The sequence below is a fragment of the Halomonas sp. R57-5 genome, from assembly GCF_900070345.1.
In the GTDB taxonomy this organism is placed as follows: Bacteria; Pseudomonadota; Gammaproteobacteria; order Pseudomonadales; family Halomonadaceae; genus Vreelandella; species Vreelandella ventosae_B.
Genome location: NZ_LN813019.1, coordinates 4,879,733 through 4,897,774 on the forward strand (window position 1 = coordinate 4,879,733; position 18,042 = coordinate 4,897,774).

The 18,042-nt window shown below is 51.6% G+C and carries 19 protein-coding genes; 14 read left to right on the forward strand and 5 right to left on the reverse strand.

Translation table 11 applies throughout. From position 1 onward, the window contains the following. Nucleotides 1-14: 14 nt before the first annotated feature. Nucleotides 15-380 carry a flagellar protein FlaG gene (locus tag HALO_RS22265; RefSeq protein ID WP_035582562.1) on the forward strand — a complete coding sequence of 122 codons (366 nt, stop codon included), beginning with the start codon at nt 15-17 and terminating at the stop codon, nt 378-380. Nucleotides 381-396: 16 nt separating this feature from the next. On the opposite strand, the gene fliE is transcribed toward HALO_RS22265, so the two are convergent. Next, entirely contained in the window at nt 397-729 is a 333-nt protein-coding gene (fliE, locus tag HALO_RS22270; RefSeq protein ID WP_035582559.1) for a flagellar hook-basal body complex protein FliE, read from the reverse strand. Nucleotides 730-984: 255 nt separating this feature from the next. Here fliE and fliF point away from each other — a divergent pair, with 255 nt between their 5' ends. From fliF to fliR, 13 genes are all read left to right on the forward strand, one after another. After that, nucleotides 985-2,775, forward strand: a complete 1,791-nt coding sequence (fliF, locus tag HALO_RS22275; protein ID WP_035582557.1) for a flagellar basal-body MS-ring/collar protein FliF — start codon at nt 985-987, stop codon at nt 2,773-2,775. Continuing rightward, nucleotides 2,768-3,775: a flagellar motor switch protein FliG gene (gene fliG, locus HALO_RS22280; RefSeq protein ID WP_035582554.1), complete on the forward strand. Its 1,008-nt coding sequence runs from the start codon at nt 2,768-2,770 to the stop codon at nt 3,773-3,775. Before fliF ends, fliG begins: the two co-directional genes overlap by 8 nt. Beyond that, nucleotides 3,768-4,541, forward strand: coding sequence for a flagellar assembly protein FliH (locus HALO_RS22285; RefSeq protein WP_035582552.1), 774 nt, complete (start codon nt 3,768-3,770; stop codon nt 4,539-4,541). The genes fliG and HALO_RS22285 overlap by 8 nt, the downstream gene beginning before the upstream one ends. Before the next feature lie 11 nt (nt 4,542-4,552). Then, the gene (fliI, locus tag HALO_RS22290) at nt 4,553-5,947 is read left to right on the forward strand and encodes a flagellar protein export ATPase FliI (RefSeq protein ID WP_035582550.1); all 1,395 of its coding nucleotides are present in this window, start codon (nt 4,553-4,555) and stop codon (nt 5,945-5,947) included. Then, entirely contained in the window at nt 5,944-6,396 is a 453-nt protein-coding gene (fliJ, locus tag HALO_RS22295) for a flagellar export protein FliJ (protein ID WP_035582548.1), read from the forward strand. The genes fliI and fliJ overlap by 4 nt, the downstream gene beginning before the upstream one ends. Before the next feature lie 151 nt (nt 6,397-6,547). Beyond that, nucleotides 6,548-7,774, forward strand: a complete 1,227-nt coding sequence (locus HALO_RS22300) for a flagellar hook-length control protein FliK (RefSeq protein ID WP_197671953.1) — start codon at nt 6,548-6,550, stop codon at nt 7,772-7,774. 183 nt (nt 7,775-7,957) lie between these two features. After that, complete coding sequence (gene fliL / locus HALO_RS22305; RefSeq protein ID WP_035582546.1) at nt 7,958-8,434, forward strand: flagellar basal body-associated protein FliL; 477 nt, start codon at nt 7,958-7,960, stop codon at nt 8,432-8,434. A gap of 21 nt (nt 8,435-8,455) precedes the next feature. After that, nucleotides 8,456-9,511: a flagellar motor switch protein FliM gene (gene fliM / locus HALO_RS22310; protein WP_035582545.1), complete on the forward strand. Its 1,056-nt coding sequence runs from the start codon at nt 8,456-8,458 to the stop codon at nt 9,509-9,511. Further along, a complete protein-coding gene (fliN, locus tag HALO_RS22315) occupies nt 9,508-10,098 on the forward strand; it encodes a flagellar motor switch protein FliN (RefSeq protein ID WP_035582543.1) in 591 nt (196 codons plus the stop codon). Before fliM ends, fliN begins: the two co-directional genes overlap by 4 nt. Next, nucleotides 10,095-10,538, forward strand: coding sequence for a flagellar biosynthetic protein FliO (gene fliO / locus HALO_RS22320; RefSeq protein ID WP_035582541.1), 444 nt, complete (start codon nt 10,095-10,097; stop codon nt 10,536-10,538). The genes fliN and fliO overlap by 4 nt, the downstream gene beginning before the upstream one ends. Nucleotides 10,539-10,546: 8 nt before the next feature. After that, a complete protein-coding gene (gene fliP / locus HALO_RS22325; RefSeq protein WP_269449312.1) occupies nt 10,547-11,395 on the forward strand; it encodes a flagellar type III secretion system pore protein FliP in 849 nt (282 codons plus the stop codon). Nucleotides 11,396-11,440: 45 nt separating this feature from the next. Then, nucleotides 11,441-11,710, forward strand: coding sequence for a flagellar biosynthesis protein FliQ (gene fliQ, locus HALO_RS22330; protein ID WP_035582531.1), 270 nt, complete (start codon nt 11,441-11,443; stop codon nt 11,708-11,710). 4 nt (nt 11,711-11,714) lie between these two features. Further along, the gene (fliR, locus tag HALO_RS22335; RefSeq protein ID WP_035582529.1) at nt 11,715-12,506 is read left to right on the forward strand and encodes a flagellar biosynthetic protein FliR; all 792 of its coding nucleotides are present in this window, start codon (nt 11,715-11,717) and stop codon (nt 12,504-12,506) included. A 106-nt stretch (nt 12,507-12,612) separates the two neighbouring features. Here fliR and flgL read toward each other — a convergent pair whose 3' ends face one another. The 4 genes from flgL to HALO_RS22355 all read right to left on the reverse strand — a co-directional run bounded on the left by flgL (nt 12,613) and on the right by HALO_RS22355 (nt 18,034). Next, nucleotides 12,613-13,896: a flagellar hook-associated protein FlgL gene (flgL, locus tag HALO_RS22340; RefSeq protein ID WP_050714056.1), complete on the reverse strand. Its 1,284-nt coding sequence runs from the start codon at nt 13,894-13,896 to the stop codon at nt 12,613-12,615. A gap of 16 nt (nt 13,897-13,912) precedes the next feature. Then, complete coding sequence (gene flgK, locus HALO_RS22345) at nt 13,913-15,859, reverse strand: flagellar hook-associated protein FlgK (protein ID WP_035582527.1); 1,947 nt, start codon at nt 15,857-15,859, stop codon at nt 13,913-13,915. Nucleotides 15,860-15,932: 73 nt separating this feature from the next. Beyond that, a complete protein-coding gene (gene flgJ / locus HALO_RS22350; protein ID WP_050714057.1) occupies nt 15,933-16,967 on the reverse strand; it encodes a flagellar assembly peptidoglycan hydrolase FlgJ in 1,035 nt (344 codons plus the stop codon). Continuing rightward, nucleotides 16,967-18,034, reverse strand: coding sequence for a flagellar basal body P-ring protein FlgI (locus HALO_RS22355; protein ID WP_442905703.1), 1,068 nt, complete (start codon nt 18,032-18,034; stop codon nt 16,967-16,969). Before HALO_RS22355 ends, flgJ begins: the two co-directional genes overlap by 1 nt. Nucleotides 18,035-18,042 lie beyond the last annotated feature (8 nt).

Genomic DNA, 18,042 nt, shown 5'->3' on the forward strand with positions numbered 1-18,042 from the left:
GAGGAACGTGCACCATGAGCTCACTACCCACCGACGCAATAACGCCGCCGTCGTCAGTCCTAACCCACTTAAACCCACGTCAGCGGTTAGAAAACACACTAGCCCAGCTAGCGACAACGAACACACAGCTTAAAAACACAGATTCCACCGAGCGTGAAATCTCTACCGAAGAACTCGTTGAGCCTATCCAGCGCATTAACGAGATAATGCGTCCACATGGCTTAGAGTTTGAGTTAAGTGAAAAAACCTCACGCGTGATTACGCGGGTCATAGACAGAGAGTCTGGAGAAATAATACGCCAGATCCCGGCAGAAGAAGTGCTCGCTATTGCTGAGCGACTAGAAGAAATGCAAGGACGTATAATCTCTATAGAAGCCTAAAGATCAACACAGCCCCCTACACCTGCATGTTCATAACATCACGATAGGCAGAAACTAAGCGGTTGCGAACCTGAAGCCCCATTTGAAACGCAACGCTTGCTTTCTGCATATCGACCATTACGTCATTGAGCTGTAGATTAGGATCACCCGCCTGAAAAGCCATGGCTTGGCTGTTAGCCGTTTGCTGAAGTCGGTTAATGCGTTGAATCGAGGCCTGAAGCTCACCCCCAAAACCTCCCTGTCCGACTACTGCTGACGCCTGGGCACCGCTAAGGGGCTGGGTGGATGCCGCCTGGGTTGCCATGCCTTGCATTTGCTGTAGCGCAGCCTGTATTGCGGGAGTACTCATACGCTCACCTCAATTCACAAAAAATATCTAATGCGAAAAGCCTAACACCAAAGCAACCCGCCTCATACGGACAAATGCGCATAAAAAGCGAAGCTTATCGTTCCTTTAGGCTCGACTAGTCACCGGATAATGGCCGTCATCACAATTCCGCCTCATCTTTTAGGCGGATAACCGCGATTGACGGATATAGCCTATGCCTTCTTTGGTGATGAGCCTGGGCCGACGCCAGCTTAGCCTGCCCCTCTGGAGGGTCGCATGAGCGAAACTGGTGCAACGGCAGGCCGTCAAAACAGTACGAATCAATCCACTCCCCGCAGTGGAAATATAAATAGTGGAAGCACAGGCAGTGGAAATGCTGAACGCGATACCGCCAACGGCTCGGCTTTTGATCGAACGCTGAAGCAGTTGCGTGGCAATCCGCTCGTCGCACTGCTTATCGCTGGTGCCGCCTCAATTGCTATTGTGGCGGCTCTATTTATGTGGGCCAGCAGCCCTGAGTACCGTGTGCTTTACAGCAACCTAAGTGAAGCTGATGGTGGCAGTATCATCAATGAACTAGATACCCGCGGCATTCCTTATCAGTTCAGTGAAGGTGGACAGGCGTTAATGGTGCCTAGCAACCAAGTCCACACCCTGCGCCTACAGCTTGCTGAGCAAGGCCTCCCCCGCGGCGGCAATCTTGGCCTGGAGCTAATGGATAGCCAAGCGTTTGGGATTAGCCAGTTTGCTGAGCAGGTCAATTACCAGCGGGGCTTGGAAGGTGAGCTTGCGCGCTCAATTGAATCGCTGGGACCGGTGGAAGGGGTGAGAGTTCACCTATCCATGGCCAAGCCATCGGTTTTTATTCGTGATCGTGAGCCAGCCAAAGCGTCCGTTGTGCTGACTCTTTTACCTGGCCGTGTTTTGGGTGAAGGGCAGGTCAGCGCGATTGTCCATATGGTTTCGGGTAGTGTGCCCGAGCTTGCCGCTGAAGATGTCACCGTGGTAAATCAGGATGGTCGTTTGCTGTCTGCCGAGACAAGTAATGGCAATGACCTGGATGGCTCGCAGCTTGAGTATATTGCTGAGGTTGAGCGTTCTTACCAGCAACGCATCGAGCATATTCTAACGCCCATTTTGGGTCGCGATAACGTGCGTGCCCAAGTTGCTGCACAGATCGATTTCTCGCGGCGAGAGCAAACCTCTGAGCGTTACGGGCCCAATCAGCCGCCTAACGAAGCCGCCGTACGTAGCCGTCAGCTAAGCCTTGCGTTTGACGGTGAAGACCCATTGGCCACAGGCATTCCAGGCGCGTTAAGCAATACACCACCGGGCACGATACCCTCCCCTATCAACCAGCCGGAAGGTGATGAAGAGGAAGCCGACCAGCAAGAAGATGTGCCCCCTGAAGCGTTGCGCAACTTGCGTCAAGACGACGTTATCAACTACGAAGTTGACCGTAGCATCGAGCATGTGCAGCACCGTCTTGGCCAGGTAGAGCGGCTATCCGCTGCGGTGGTTGTGAATTACCGCTCGGAAATGAACGACGACGGAGAATGGGTTGATGTCGCTCTAACAGAGGATGAGGTCGCTCAAATTGAACGCCTGGTTCGCCAAGCTATGGGCTTCTCACAGCTGCGCGGCGATGAAGTTGAAGTCGTCAATTCTCCCTTCGCCCGCAGTACCGAGGAAACCGAGGAGGTCGAGTGGTGGAAAGACCCCGACATCCTTTCAATGGCTGCCACTGCGGGTCGCTACCTGCTGGTTGCACTGGCAATTCTCTTGCTCTACCTGCTGATTTTGCGCCCCTTAATTAAGCGCTATACCCAAACGCCGGTTATGGCCACGGCTGCACCTGGCGGGACGCTGGCCGCTAGCGTCGGCGGCGAAGAAGACGAGGAAGGAGAAGAAGCGGGTGATGAGAGCGGTGAAACCTACGCCAAGCCGAAGCGGAAACGCAAAACATCACTTTACGAACATAACCTCAACGACCTGCGTGAAATGGCTCAGGAAGACCCACGCATGGTCGCGATGATCATTCGTAGCTGGATGAATGCTAATGAGTAGTTCAATTGCTGAAATGAGCGGTGCTCGCAAGAGCGCTGTCTTATTGCTTGCACTCGATGAAGACAGTGCCGCAGAGGTGTTTAAATACCTCGGCGCCGCTGAGGTACAAGAAATCAGTATGGAGATGGCCCGGCTGAACCAGGTCTCCCATGACGATATGAAGGCGGTACTCGAAGCATTCCATAAAGAGACCGAAGAGTTTGTAGCGTTGAATCTTAACTCCAGCGATCACATTCGCTCGGTGTTAACCAAAGCGCTGGGCAGTGAACGCGCGACCAGCCTGATTGAAGATATTCTTGAAACAACGGGTAACAACTCAGGTATCGATGCCCTCAACCTCATGGAAGCTTCCATGGTGTCTGAGCTCATTCGCGACGAACACCCGCAAATTATTGCGACGATCCTGGTTCACCTGGATCGCCATCAAGCGTCCGATATTCTAGAACTATTTGAAGAGAAACTGCGTAATGATGTGGTGCTGCGCATCGCTACGTTCAGCGGCGTTCAGCCTGCCGCGCTACAAGAGCTGACCGAAGTACTTACCAGCATGCTGGACGGTCAGAACCTTAAACGCAGCAAAATGGGCGGCGTAAGAACGGCTGCTGAGATTCTCAACTTGATGAACTCCTCCCAGGAGGAAACCGCCATTGAGACCGTGCGTGCGCATAGCGAAGATTTGGCCCAGAAAATTATCGACGAAATGTTCTTGTTCGAGAATCTGCTGGACCTCGACAACCGCGCCATTCAAATGGTGCTGCAAGAAGTCGAGACCAATTCTCTGGTGGTGGCTCTCAAAGGGGCGCAGGACGCCTTGGTGGACAAGTTCCTACGCAATATGTCACAGCGCGCTGCCGATTTAGTTCGCGAAGATATGGAAGCCCGCGGCCCTATCCGTGTCTCTCAAGTTGAAACCGAGCAGAAGGCTATCTTGCAGGTCGTAAGACGCTTAGCAGATTCAGGTGAAATCGTCCTGGCAGGTGGAGACGACGAGTATGTCTAATACTCACTCGCCTAAATTTGATCGCCATGGCGATTGGCGTCGCTGGCAAATGGAAGAGCTGGCAACCACGCAGAGCAACCACGCTGCGGATGGCGAAGTGCCTACGGCTCACCAGCGCAAAGTGCAGGCGGCACAAAAAGCTGCCGAGCAGGCGCGCCAGCGTGAAGAGAGTGAGCGCCAGGCACTGCACGAACGTATTCGTCAGCAAGCGGAAAAAGAGGGGTATAACGCAGGCTTTGAGAAGGGTCGTAAAGAGGGGCTTGAAAAGGGTTTAGAGGAAGCTGCCGAGCAGGCAAAAACCGAGCTAGAAGCGCAAATTCGCAAGACCGTCGCGCCGCTGGAAACACTGGGTAAACAGTTTGCGGATGCGCTTGAACACCTTGATGACACCATCGCCTACGACCTTGTTGAGTTAGCACTAGCCACAGGCAGGCAGCTTGCTAGCGATGCTTTGCAGGATACGCCTGAACAAATTTTGGTGATTGTCCGAGAACTTTTGCACACCGAGCCGCCCTTGGTGGGTCATCAGCGTCTCTGGCTCAACCCGGACGATCACACACTGGTAGAAGAGCACTTAGGCAATGAGCTAAGGGCCGCTAACTGGAAGCTGCAACCTGATGATCAGCTTGCCCGGGGTGGCTGTCGGGTAACCAGTGCCCAGGGTGAAATTGACGCGACCTTCGAAAGCCGATGGCATGCCATTCAAGCCCAATCGCGCAAACGCGGCCTTAATTCGCCCCCCTCTTCTAACGTTCCTTCATCCTAGGCGGATACGCTATGGCAGATACCACCTGTCCTCATCGACATCGCTGGAATAAGGCATTGCGACGCACGCAACAGCGTGTCAGTCACCTGCCGCGCTACCGCAATAGCGGCCGCGTCATTCGCGCGACGGGGATGGTGATTGAGGTGGTTGGCTTGCGCGTCGCCGTGGGCAGCGCCTGTCGTATTGAATTACCCGGCAGCGACGGACGCCTATCAGACAGCGATAAACATGCTGAAGCAGAGGTTGTCGGCTTTTCCGGTGACAAATTGTTCCTGATGCCACTGGAAGAGGTCATCGGACTAATGCCTGGTGCGCGCGTAGCACCTCTGGATGAAAGCGGTAGCAACAGTGCCCGTCGTTTCCCTATGGGCGACAGCCTGCTGGGCCGGGTGCTGGATGGCAACGGCAATCCGCTTGATGATCGTGAAAGCATTGAAGAGATACCTCGGGCAACACTCAACTCGCCGCCGCTCAACCCGCTTTCACGGGCACCGATCGATGCACAAATTGACGTCGGCATTCGTGCCATTAATGCACTGCTCTGCGTAGGTCGAGGTCAGCGAATGGGGCTGTTTGCCGGCTCGGGGGTAGGTAAATCAGTACTGCTAGGCATGATGGCGCGCTACACCAAAGCCGACGTGATTGTGGTTGGCTTGATAGGTGAGCGGGGCCGTGAAGTACAGGATTTTATCGATAATATTTTAGGCCCTGAGGGCCGACGGCGTGCTGTCGTCGTCGCCGCTCCCGCGGATACATCACCGCTGCAGCGCCTGCAGGGTGCCAGTTATGCGACACGCCTGGCAGAAGGCTTCCGTGATGAAGGTCGCGATGTTCTGCTGATTATGGACTCACTGACACGCTATGCCATGGCACAACGGGAAATTGCCCTAGCGATTGGAGAACCACCCGCTACGAAAGGCTATCCACCCTCCGTGTTTGCTAAACTGCCTGGCCTTGTGGAACGTGCAGGTAACGCCGAGCGTGGCGGAGGCTCCATTACGGCGTTTTATACCGTGCTAACAGAAGGCGATGACCAACAGGATCCTATTGCCGACTCTGCTCGCGCCATTCTAGATGGGCATATCGTGCTGTCGAGAACATTAGCAGAAGCAGGCCACTACCCGGCAATCGATATTGAAGCCTCGATTAGCCGTGCGATGACATCGATTGTCTCATCAGAGCAACTCCAGGAAGCGCGGGTCTTCAAGCAGCTGTTCTCTCGCTACCAGCGGAACCGGGACCTTATCAGCGTGGGGGCCTACAGCCCAGGTCATGATCCGCAGCTTGATGAGGCAGTGAAACGCTTTCCATCGTTAGAAAACTTCCTGCAACAGAATATTGATGAGTGTGCAACGCTTGCGGATGCACGCCAAGCGCTGTACACGCTAGTAGGGGGACGCGCATGAGCACTTCACAGCTCGAAATGTTAACCGACTTAGCCAGAGGCGCACGCGATCAAGCAGGCAAGATACTGGCTCAAGAGCGACAAACGGAGCAGCAAACGACCGCTCAGTTAAAATCACTATTGAGCTATCGGGCGGAGTACGCCGAGCGCTTGCAAAAAGCGATGAGTGACGGCATTGACCCTGCCACCATGTACAACTACCAACAGTTCCTGGCCTCTTTGGATGCGGCCCTAAGCCGCGCTCGCCAAGCGTTAGCTTCTCAACAGGCAAGCGTTGAGCAGAGTAAAAAGAACTGGCAACAAGAGCAGCGAAAGCTCTCTTCCTACGATACACTGACATCGCGTCGCCTGTTAGAAGAGCACCGCCGCAGTGAGCGTCAGGAACAAAAAACGAATGATGATCTAGTGACAAGCCGCTTGGCTCGTCAGCATAAAGACACTCCGCATTAGCGGTGCCAGGGAACTGAACATGAATATTCACCAGTTGCTTTCGGTAAGCCAAAGTTCACCTCAGACGCAGTCTCAAGGTGCTTTTAGCCGACAAAACTCAGCCAACGGTTTATTTCATCAGACGCTGCTACAAGCGTCTGATGCTCAGCGCTTGACCGCACCAGCGTTAAGTGATGCTAGTGCTTCCCAGGCATCCTTGCCACAATCACAGCTCAATGCGCTCAGCACTTTTTTGTCAGGCTCATTAGAAGTCGACGTTGACAATTTGAGCGCCGCCCTCGAAACACTGGGACTTGATGTCAGTGAGAGCGACTTATCTGAACTATTGGCTCAGCTGCAACTGCCGAACTCAGATATAAGCGTGGACACGCTAGGGCTAAATAGCGATAAGGCTTCCCCCCCCCTTGATGAAATAGCGAGTCGTCTGGCTCTAATGGCTTCCTTTACTGAAAGTTCTCATGACGCGCAATTGAAGTCTCCAATCGCTCCCGCGGCAATCAATGCGATCGCTGAACAGCTAAATATTAATCAAACGGAAGCAGCGCAACTTGTTTCCGCGCTCAATACCTTGGTAGGACAGCAACAAAATGCTCAGAGCCTGACTATCAATACGGCTAAGCCTGTTAATACAGTTAACCTAGCCAGCAGTGCCCATTCGCCTGCCCTCGAGCTCCAGACAGCCACAAGGCCACAGCCTGACAATTTCATTGCTCAAGTTAACACCACTACTGCAACTCCACAGATTAATCCCGTCGGAGCAGCACCCCAGATTAGCAGTGAGGCACTTATCGGTGCTTTACTGACTTCAGAGGCATCTTCTAAAGGTAATCCGACCAGTGAGCACTTGATCACAGGTTTCTCGTTAAGCAACAGCGGTTCATTGACACAATCCTCACAAGGTCAAAATTTTGCTCCGACTGTCACACCGACACCAGCGACCTTATCAACGCCCTTGACAAACCCCGCCTGGCCACAACAGCTAAGCCAACAGTTGGTGCAGATTTCTCAGCGCGGTGGCGAGCAGCATGTCCAGATGCAGCTTAATCCCGCGGAGTTAGGCCCGCTGTCTATCTCACTAAAATTTGGCGAGCAAGGGGCCCAGGCTCACTTTTTGTCAGCTCATGCACAGGTGAGGCAAGTACTTGAACAAGCGATTCCCCAGCTAAGGGAAGCGCTGGCTGAGCAAGGCATATCGCTTGGTGAGACATCGGTTGGCGAACAAGGTGACCCCAATGCTCAGGCATTTGCCCAATCAGGTGGCAAACAAGGTACTGGTAGCGGTAGTGACAACAGCGGTATCGATTCGGGTGAAGCACCCACTCAGAGCACCGAAAGCAGCTCGTTGATGCTGGACGGAAGAGTCGATCTTTATGCTTAGCGGTGGCGCCTGAATTTGTCTGATCATTCTGGCACTGCGATAGAACTAAGCACATAAATACGCATATAAGATAGCTAAACCAAAAGATAGGCTCGCCAAATGAGCCTGTTCATTTCATCACAAGCATGCGCTTTAGGCATAATACCTTGCTAGTGGTACGCATGGAGTTCACAGGAATCGCAAATGGCAGAAAAAAGTGGCGGGTCAAAAAAACTGCTCTGGATAATGATTATCCTGGTCTTGCTGTCGTCAGCAGGCGCAGCGGCAGCTATTTATATGGTAATGGATCAGCGTGATGACGGTTCAGAAGATGCAGAAATGCAGCAGACAATGGAGCGCGAACCGCCTATTTTCATGCGAATTGAACCCTTTACCGTCAACCTTGCCGATGACAGCTATGGCTCGCGATTACTCTACACCGGCGTGACCTTACGTGTGGGGAATGAGGAAAGCAAAGCGATTCTAGAAGAACACATGCCCCAAGTGCGTAGTCGTTTGCTGCTGCTGCTATCTGGAAAACAGGCTGATGAACTTACTTCCTCGGAAGGTAAGCAACAGCTTGCGCAGGCGATCGTTGATCGCCTTAGCGTACCGCTGACTGAAAATCAGCCGCCGCTTGATTTGCGTGAAGTTTTATTCACCGAATTTATTGTGCAATAACCCCGGGAACTGGAGCCGTTCATGTCACAGGACGATCTACTGTCCCAGGAAGAAATTGACGCCCTGCTTAAGGGCGTTAGCGGAGACGATGAACCATCGGCTTCATCTTCCCAAGCGCAAGATGAAGCGCGTATCCGTCCTTACGACCCGTCGACCCAACATCGCGTCATTCGTGAGCGTTTACACGCGCTAGATTTCATTAATGAGCGCTTTGCGCGCTATTTTCGTACTGGCCTGTTCAATCTATTAAGGCGTAGCGCGGACATTACCGTAGAATCCGTTCGTTATCAGAGCTTTAGCGAATTCTCTCGCAATGTGCCTGTACCCACTAACCTGAACATCGTGTCGATGAAGCCGCTACGCGGCTCCGCACTCGTGGTATTCCCGCCTAACCTCGTTTTTATGGTGGTTGATAACCTCTTCGGTGGTGACGGTCGCTTTGTCACCAAGTCAGATGGTCGAGAATTCACGAACACTGAACAGCGCATTATCCAGCGCCTGCTTAATCTCGCCATTGATGCTTACCAGGAAGCCTGGAAAGTCGTTTACCCGTTGGATGTCAGTTTTTTACGCTCAGAGGTGCAGTCAAAGTTCGCCAACATCACCAATTCGCCCAATGAAATTGTGGTGAATACCAAGTTCAATATCGAGGTTGGCAACCTATCAAGCAATTTTCAGATATGCATGCCTTACGCCATGATCGAACCGTTGCGTGATTTACTGGCCAACCCGATCAATGATAGCAACCATGACCAGGACGGCAGTTGGTCACGCCGTATGGCGAGTGAGCTACGTCAGTCGGAAGTTGAGTTAATCGCTGAATTTGCTCAAATACCTAGTCGTATCGCCCATGTAATGGGGTTAAAGAAAGGCGACGTGCTACCGTTAGACATTCCGAGTTCTATCACAGCAAGCGTTGACGGTGTGCCAGTCATGGAGTGTGAATACGGTAGTCAACGCCAGCAGCATGCACTGCGTGTGTTACACATGATTGACCATGCCGCTATGAATAACGCATCGTCCAAGGACTTTACTAAAGGGTCTACGCGACAGAAAGCCAAGGAATCCAAAGCATGACTGATCCCAACAAGCCTGATCATAATGTCTCTGACGATGATTCAGCGGATGCCATGTCTGAGCAGGAAGAAACTTCTTCAAGTGCCGATGCCGCTAGTGAAGAGGAAGATCCCTGGGCAGCCGCTATGGCGGAGCAAGAGGAGGCTTCTTCAGGTACTGATGCTAGCGAAGAGGAAGACCCCTGGGCATCTGCTATGGCCGAACAGGAGGCCGTTGAGGAAAGTGAACAACAGGCATCAGAGCCAGAGCGTAAAGCACCTGCCGCTAAAGCCGCGAGTGAAGATATCTTCCGGCCATTAAGCCCTGATAGCGGCTCTTCACAGGCTCGCGAACTAGAAATGATTATGGATATCCCGGTGAAACTCACCGTGGAGCTAGGTCGTACAAAGCTAACCATTAAGCAGTTACTGGAGTTAGCCCAAGGCTCTGTTATTGAGCTTGAAGGCCTCGCCGGCGAGCCGATGGACATATTAATTAATGGCTACTTGATTGCTCAAGGTGAAGTCGTCGTCATCGAGGATAAATACGGTATTCGTATTACTGAAATCATCACGCCCTCTGAACGTATTCATAAATTGAACCGATGAGCGTTGCAACCTCTTCGACGCAGAACGGTTCGCTCGATGCACTAAGTAACGGTGGTGAGGCGTTGATTGGCATGGCCGTTTTAGGCAAAACAGCCGCCGCTTTGGCTCTCGTTGTTGCGATTATTTTAATCTGCACAGCGCTTTTAAAGCGCTGGAGCAACCACACCACTCGCCATGGCGCCAACCTTCGCATTGTAGGCAGTACAGCCGTTGGCAATCGTGAGCGTGTCGTCATTGTTGAAGTGGAAGATACCTGGTTGGTAGTTGGCGTGGGTGGGGGGCGAATTACTAAATTGCACGAACGCCCAGCCCCCGAAAACCGCACGCCAACGACGCCGTTGCCCCCTTCATCGCGCTTTTCCCGGCATTTATCAAAAGCGCTGGCCGCTACCCGTCGCAGTGACTCATCCGCGCCCTCCGATCCACATCAGACGCCATGAGGCAACGGATGCACTTTTCTTGGCCCGTTTTTTTTAAAGCCTTTTTTTCTATGCACTATTTTTTTCCAGGCAGTGTTTTTAATAACAAGACGGCTGGCACGGATGGTCAGCGCTGGCTTTGGCTGGCATTGGCCCTTGGTGTTTGTTTAATTTTGGTGGCAGGCCCTGTCCATGCTCAGCAGATCCCCGGGATTACTTCGCAGCCACTAGAAGATGGTGGCCAGCAGTGGTCACTCTCGCTGCAAACACTGCTCTTCCTCAGCTCGCTAGCATTTTTACCCTCCATGCTACTGATGATGACGAGCTTTACGCGCATCATCATTGTGCTTAGCCTGTTGCGAACGGCAATGGGCACCCAGGCAACACCGCCCAATCAAGTACTCTTGGGAATAGCGCTTTTTCTGACTTTTTTTATTATGTCACCAGTATTGGCACAGGTGTATGACAACGCCTGGGTGCCATTGACGAATGAGACGATTAATTTTGAAGAGTTTTTGCTACTTGCTCAGGATCCATTTAGGGAATTTATGCTCGCCCAAACTCGCGAGCCCGATCTGGCGTTGTTCGTTCGCTTGGCAGACATAGGGCCGATGCAAGGCCCGGAAGAGTTACCGATGCGAGTGTTATTGCCTGCTTACGTTACGAGCGAGCTAAAGACGGCATTTCAAATTGGCTTTACAATCTTTATTCCGTTTTTGATCATTGACCTCGTGGTGGCCAGCACCTTGATGGCACTCGGGATGATGATGGTTCCMCCCATCACGATCTCATTACCTTTTAAACTGATGCTGTTCATTCTGGTGGATGGCTGGCAGCTTATTATTGGCTCGATGGCAGAAAGCTTTTACATGATATAGCGCTTTACACAGCACATCGTTCATACAGCACAAAGGATCCCAGCTATGACACCCGAAATGGTGATGAGCATTGCTTATCAAGGTATGCGTGTAACGCTTCTCCTTGCTGGCCCCATGCTGCTGGCAGCCCTCTTCACTGGCCTTATCATCAGCCTATTCCAAGCCGCAACGCAAATTAACGAAATGACGTTGACGTTTATTCCTAAAATTCTTGCCGTGTTTACAGTACTGGTATTAGCTGGCCCCTGGTTGCTTGGATTGATTACCGACTTTACTCACCGCCTATTTACCAACATCCCAAGTATGGTGATGTAACGCTATGGTGGAAGTCACTTTCGCACAACTACAGGGGTGGTTGGTGGCTTTTTTATGGCCGTTTGCGCGCATTACTGCTTTCATGGCGGCGTCGCCTCTATGGGGCCACTCCAGTGTACCTAACCAGGCCAAAGTGGGCCTGGCTGCCCTAATTTCCATTGTCATTGCGCCAATTTTACCGGCCATGCCTGATATTGCCATCATGTCTTGGGCTGGGGTTGGGGTTATGATCGAACAGATCCTGATCGGCTTAGCGATGGGKCTCGTTATGCATATCATGTTTGCAGTTGTTCAAGCAGCGGGGGATTTTATCGGCCTGCAAATGGGCCTGGCATTTGCGAGCTTTTTTGATACGTCGAGCGGTACCAATATTATGGTGCTATCACGTATTCTTTATATGATCACTCTGCTGATGTTCTTGGCGATGAATGGTCACCTGATGGTGCTTGAAACCCTGATTATGAGCTTCCAAACGCTGCCCATCGGCATCGGAACCTTTAATCCGGATGCCTTTGTGCTGCTTGCTCGCTACGGGGGGACGATTTTTGCGTCGGGTATGTTATTAGCCCTGCCGCTGGTGGGCTCCCTACTCACCATTAACCTGGCTTTGGGCATACTAAACCGTTCAGCTCCACAGCTCACGGTGTTTAATATCGGTTTCCCGACCTCTCTAATTGTGGGGCTAATATTAATGATGGTGCTGATGACCGACATTAATCGGTTTTTACAGCGTTTATTTACCCAAGGATTGGGATTTATGCAGGAGCTAATCGAAACGTTGGCGCCTTTAAACTAAAATCCCCATGTTTTTCATGAACAAAATTTCACAAAAAACATGGGGATAATTAGAGGTGTGCTAGGGCTTGCGAGCAGCATTTAAGCCCCAGGCATAGCCCAAGCAGTTACATATAGTTGAATAGCGATAATCCTTTAATGTCTACGAACGCTTTTTGCGCTGCCTGCATACCTACTTGGCGCAAACTATACTCTGAAATCGCTTCGGTATAATCCAGATCGACTAGATCCGATAGCGTTTGATCGTAGTTCAGCATTCGGTTACTGCTTACGGAATCGATAACATCGAGCTCATTCAAACGAGCACCTGCGGAAGCGCGCACGGTCAGAACATTATCTAAACTATTGTCCAGGTCGCGCATGGCAGTGTTCAGAGTATTGCGCTGATCGGCTTTCTTGGTGTCATTGTCCGCAGGATTTTCTAATACTCGAATGGCTTCTTCCATAGTGCGAAACAGGTCAGCGCCACGAACATCCCCACCTGATTTAGCAACCAGTATTTCATCATTCGGCGCAGGTGTGCCCTCAAGGCTAATGGATAAGCCACCGAATTCTAATGAAAGAGACCCCTCTTCGCTAATATCATCTGCCCAGATGCCAGAGCTTAATGCTGTACCATCCGTGTCGTTGTCCACCCAAGTATCCGTTTCATTATCAAATCGTTGAACCTGATATGTAGGGTCAGCAGCAGTTCCGTCAAAACTAACACGATAATCATTGCCATAATCAGCATCATTGACGTCAAGGGTCTGGGGGCCTCGAAATGTCACATTACCTTCATTCAGGGTGCCATCTTCTTTCTTCGCTTCTGCTACATATCCAGCACCGCTGGGTACMCTTTGGAAGATAGCCACGCCATTATCAGCTACTGGCATCAAGCGCGTAGAATCCACACGCTGTTCGCGTGTATTCGTATCGCCTCTATATTCCACACTACCGTTGGCAGACTTCACAAAGGGGGGATTATTATCTTTATAACCACCGAACAAGTAGCGCCCATTGCCATCAGTTGAATTGGCTTGGCCCAGCAGCGTTTCATAAACGCCTTTGAGCTCACTAGAAATGGACTCGCGGTTTTCGTCAGTTAGCGTGTCGCTAGACGCTTGAATCAACAATCCTTTCGCACTTGTTATCGCATCACTAACGCTATTAATGATGCTTTCAGTCTGCGACAGCGAATTACGCGCCGATACGCGTGAATCTGAAAATTGTTCAGTAACTGACTTGGCTTGGTCAACGCCAATCGCCCGTGAAGCGGCCTGTGGGTCGTCGGATGGGTTAACCACGCGTCGGCCGCTAGCTATCTGCTGACTCACTCTCATCAAGTCGCTCTGCTGGCGGTTCATAGACGCCGTGCTCTGCTCGAACATGGTAACGGTACTAATACGCATAACTTAAGCTCCCGAATTAACCGCGCAGGTTCAAGATGGTATCCATCAGCGTTCCTGCGGTGTCAATCACACGCGCATTGGCCTGATAGTACTGTTGGTAACGGATTAAATTAGCGGCTTCCTCGTCTAGATTAACTCCAGACTCTGATTGCTGTACGGCACTTAATTGATCGGTAAGGCCTTGACGAGCATCCAAATTCACCTCGGTGATATTAGTGCGGTTACCAACATCGCTAACCATGGATGCATAGGCACCGGTAACCGTTGCGCTAGCACCAACAATAGATTGGGACTGCAGGTCTTGCAGCGCTAAAGCATTACGGTTATCGCCACTGGCAAAAATAGTCTGGCTAACTGTCAATGACGACGTCTCACCCGCATCTGGAAGGTCGCCAACCGTAAAGCTGATACCATCAACTTCAATCTCATCGCCCGCTTCCAATTCAACGTCTGATAAGTCTGCTGCATCAACATTGGTACCGTTAACCGTTATATTCGCTGCCGGAGTCAGCGTCAGGCTACCATCCGAATCTACCTCAAATTGGTATTTTCTGTTATCCGCGAAAGCGTCTGAAGATATACCTAAATCGCTGACGTTTAAATCACCCTCACGTTCAAACGAGTTGCCCGTGTTATTTCCTACATTAATAAAACCTGCGTCACCTGCAGCAATTTTATCCACGTCAGCAATATTGGTTTCCATACCATTGGCGGCGCGCCGCACCGGCTGAATTTCATAGCGGTCACCATCTTGCGGCACACCGCTGAACTCAATGCTGACACCACCAAAATTTAATTCGCCATCATCATCCCAGGCATCCTGATCAAACTCGACTTCTTGGCCATTGTCGTTGCGCGTCACGACAGGAACCGAAGGCGCTGCACCTTCGAAACTGACGGTATAATCTACCGCCCTAAGGGCATCAATCTGCTCAGGGTCAAATTGAGCACTGGTAATATCAACGCCGCTATTTCCTTCATACCCATAGGTTTGCGGTGCGCGCACTGCAAAGAAGTCTTCGCCCTGGTCACCGTTAAGATCTACACCTTGCTTATGCTGCTCATTGAAAGCTGTCGCCAGCGACACAGCAAGTTGACCAATTTGGTTCTGGGTTTTATCTAAGGTTTCTGAACGAAAACTCATTAAACCGCCCAGCGCGCCGCCTTTGATGGTGGACTCATCTAGTTGAACGACATTACCACCACCATCACGATACCCTACCACCGTTCGCTGAGGGTCATAATCGGCTTGCACTGCTTCAAGTTGAAACGAGTTGGTGCCTGTTACCAGCGGCTGACCATTGGGCAGACTGATGTTGTAGGTTTTGCCATCCTGAATATTCAGGCGCAAATCCATACGCTCGTTAAGCTCAGATACCAATTGATCTCGCTGGTTGAGCAGGCTATTGGGCGCCTCCCCACTGCGAGCACGAGCCAGAGCAATCTCTTTATTTAAACCAGCGATTTGCTCGGTGGTGTTATTAATCTGGGTAATTTCGTCCTTAATCTGGCCATTAATATTGCCCTGCATATCTTGCAGGTAGCCATCAAAGGAGCGGAACTGGGAACTCAGCGTATTGGCTTGGCCAAGCACGCCCTGACGAGCCGCGGGATCAGAGGGTGAGGCCGCTAGATCTTCTAACGATGAGAAAAAATTCTGCATCAGAGGGGCTAAACCTGCTTCGCGGTCAGCCAGTAGGTTATCAAGTTGTGTTACCTGATTATAGTAGGTATCCAGTGCGCTCGACTGGGTTCTGGCGCTATTTAATTGGTCAGCCACGTACGTATTAAACTGGCGTTCGATGTCATTGACGCGAACGCCGCCTCCCACGCTCCCCTCGCCTAACTGCGCCAACTCTCGATTATAGCCAGGCGTATAGACATTACTAATATTATTACTGCTAGTATTCAGGGCATTCTGCGCCGCATTGAGGCCGCTTAAGCCGATCGAAAACATGCTCATGGTTCAATTCCTTAGGCCAATACCTATATATGATTTAAGTATCGGCACTGCGCAGAAAAACTTGAGGAAAGGGTTAACGAGAATCAGCTAGGAAGCTGCCAGCTGCGTTAAGTGGCCCAATAGTATTCATCACCGCTACCAACTTATCGGCATAGAGTGGATCAGTCGCATACCCTCCACGCTGCAGTTCTTGCGCCGCCTGCTCAGCGGTTGGCGCTTGTGTCACACCCGTGTAGCGGGGATTGTTGCCAATCAGATTGGCATAATCAGTAAAGGCATGCTCATACGAGTCATAGACGCGGAAGGTATCAACCACCTGCGTCCGCCGCCCGTTAATATACTCGTGTGTCACAATATCGGTTGTTTCGCCCTGCCACTGACTACCCGCTTTGATGCCAAATAAATTATGGCTGTTATTACCATTTCGAGTCGCAATTTCGTGCTTGCCCCAGCCCGTTTCAAGCGCAGCTTGGGCCAGGATTAACTCAGCAGGCACCCCACTGGTAGCGCTAGCTGCCTGAGCGGGTGCCGCCAGTGTTTGCATGAACTGATCTACATGCGGCAGCTGTCTTTCCGACTGCTCTCGGCTAGTGGCAGATTGCGCAGATACTGCTTCAGCCTCCTGGCCTTGGCGCTCAGCATCTAGCTCCGCCAAGAAACGACTCGCTGAGGGCACTGCGGGGACTGTTTTATCACCCGGGTTTAGGGGACTGTCCAATATACGCGGTGTTCCCCGCGGGATACCGGCAATCAATGCCTGCGTCTGTTGATCAGCGGAGGACGATGCGCTCTCACCTTTTGGAATCGCCCCCTCACGTTTTAGTTGCTCAATCAGCACATCCGCAAGCCCAACCCCTTTAGACGAAATGACCTGTGACCMCTGTTGATCCAACATCTGTTGGTAAGTATCCGTCGCGCTGCTGTTCATCAACCCGGACGTTGGGATCGCATCGCGCATGCTTTTCATCATCATCTGTACGAACAGTGCTTCAAACTGCTGGGCTGCCGACTGCACGCCTTCTTCGGGATCAACCCGTGCGGTGTGTTGAAGCCGCTGAAAGCCCTGCATATCAAGCGCAAATTGATTGCTCATATCAGTAGCATTCATTAGATGACCTCCAGCTCAGCACGCAGCGAACCCGATGCTTTCAGCGCTTCTAGAATCGACATTAAATCCTGAGGTGTGGCGCCTAACGCATTCAAGGCATTGACCACTTCGTTGAGCTGCGCACCCTCTACGATTTGCAGATAAGCCTCTTGCTGCTCAATATCAATATCCGCGTCGGGTACCACTACCGTCTCACCCTCTCCAAAGGGATTAGGCTGGCTAACGCCAAATTGGTTATCAATCATGATCGATAGACTGCCGTGGGCCACCGCCGCTTCTCGCAATGTGACAGCACTGTTCATGACCACCGAGCCGGTACGTGAATTCAGCACAACCAGCGCCGGTGCTTCAGTTGGCGTTACCTGAACATTTTCAACACGCGCCATAAAATTGACCCGCGCATTATCATTTGTAGGGCCGTCAAGGGCGATTACTCGGCCATTACGTGCGTAAGCCACCGACTGGCCAAATTCGTTATTAATCGCCGTCACCATGCGCTGAACGGTGCCGAAGTCGGAATCGTTGAGCTGTAATTCAAGCATGCCACCGTTACTGCCCAGGTTAAGCGGCACCTCCATTTCAACCAGCGCGCCGTTGGGAATACGCCCCGAAGCCTGCTGATTGATTTGTACACTGCTACCACCAGCCTGTGCACCCGCGCCTCCTACCAGCATATTCCCCTGGGCAATGGCATATGTATCACCGTCGGCCCCCTTTAAAGGCGTCATTAACAGCGTACCGCCTCGCAAACTGCGTGCGTTGGCTATCGATGAAACAACGATATCTAAGCGCTGGCCAGGTCTTGAAAACGGTGGTAAGTCAGCCGTCACCATCACCGCAGCGACGTTACGTAGTTGCAAATTCGTACCTGAAGGAACAGTCACGCCCAGTTGGGACAGCATGTTGGTCAGGCTTTGGCTAGTGAACGGCGCTTGGGTCGTTTGGTCACCGGTACTATCAAGACCAACCACTAAACCATAGCCTACCAATTGGTTATCGCGGACACCGGCAAAGCTTGCCAGCTCCCGAACGCTCTCTGCCTGAGCAGGTAAAGCCAATAGGCCCATCAACACTA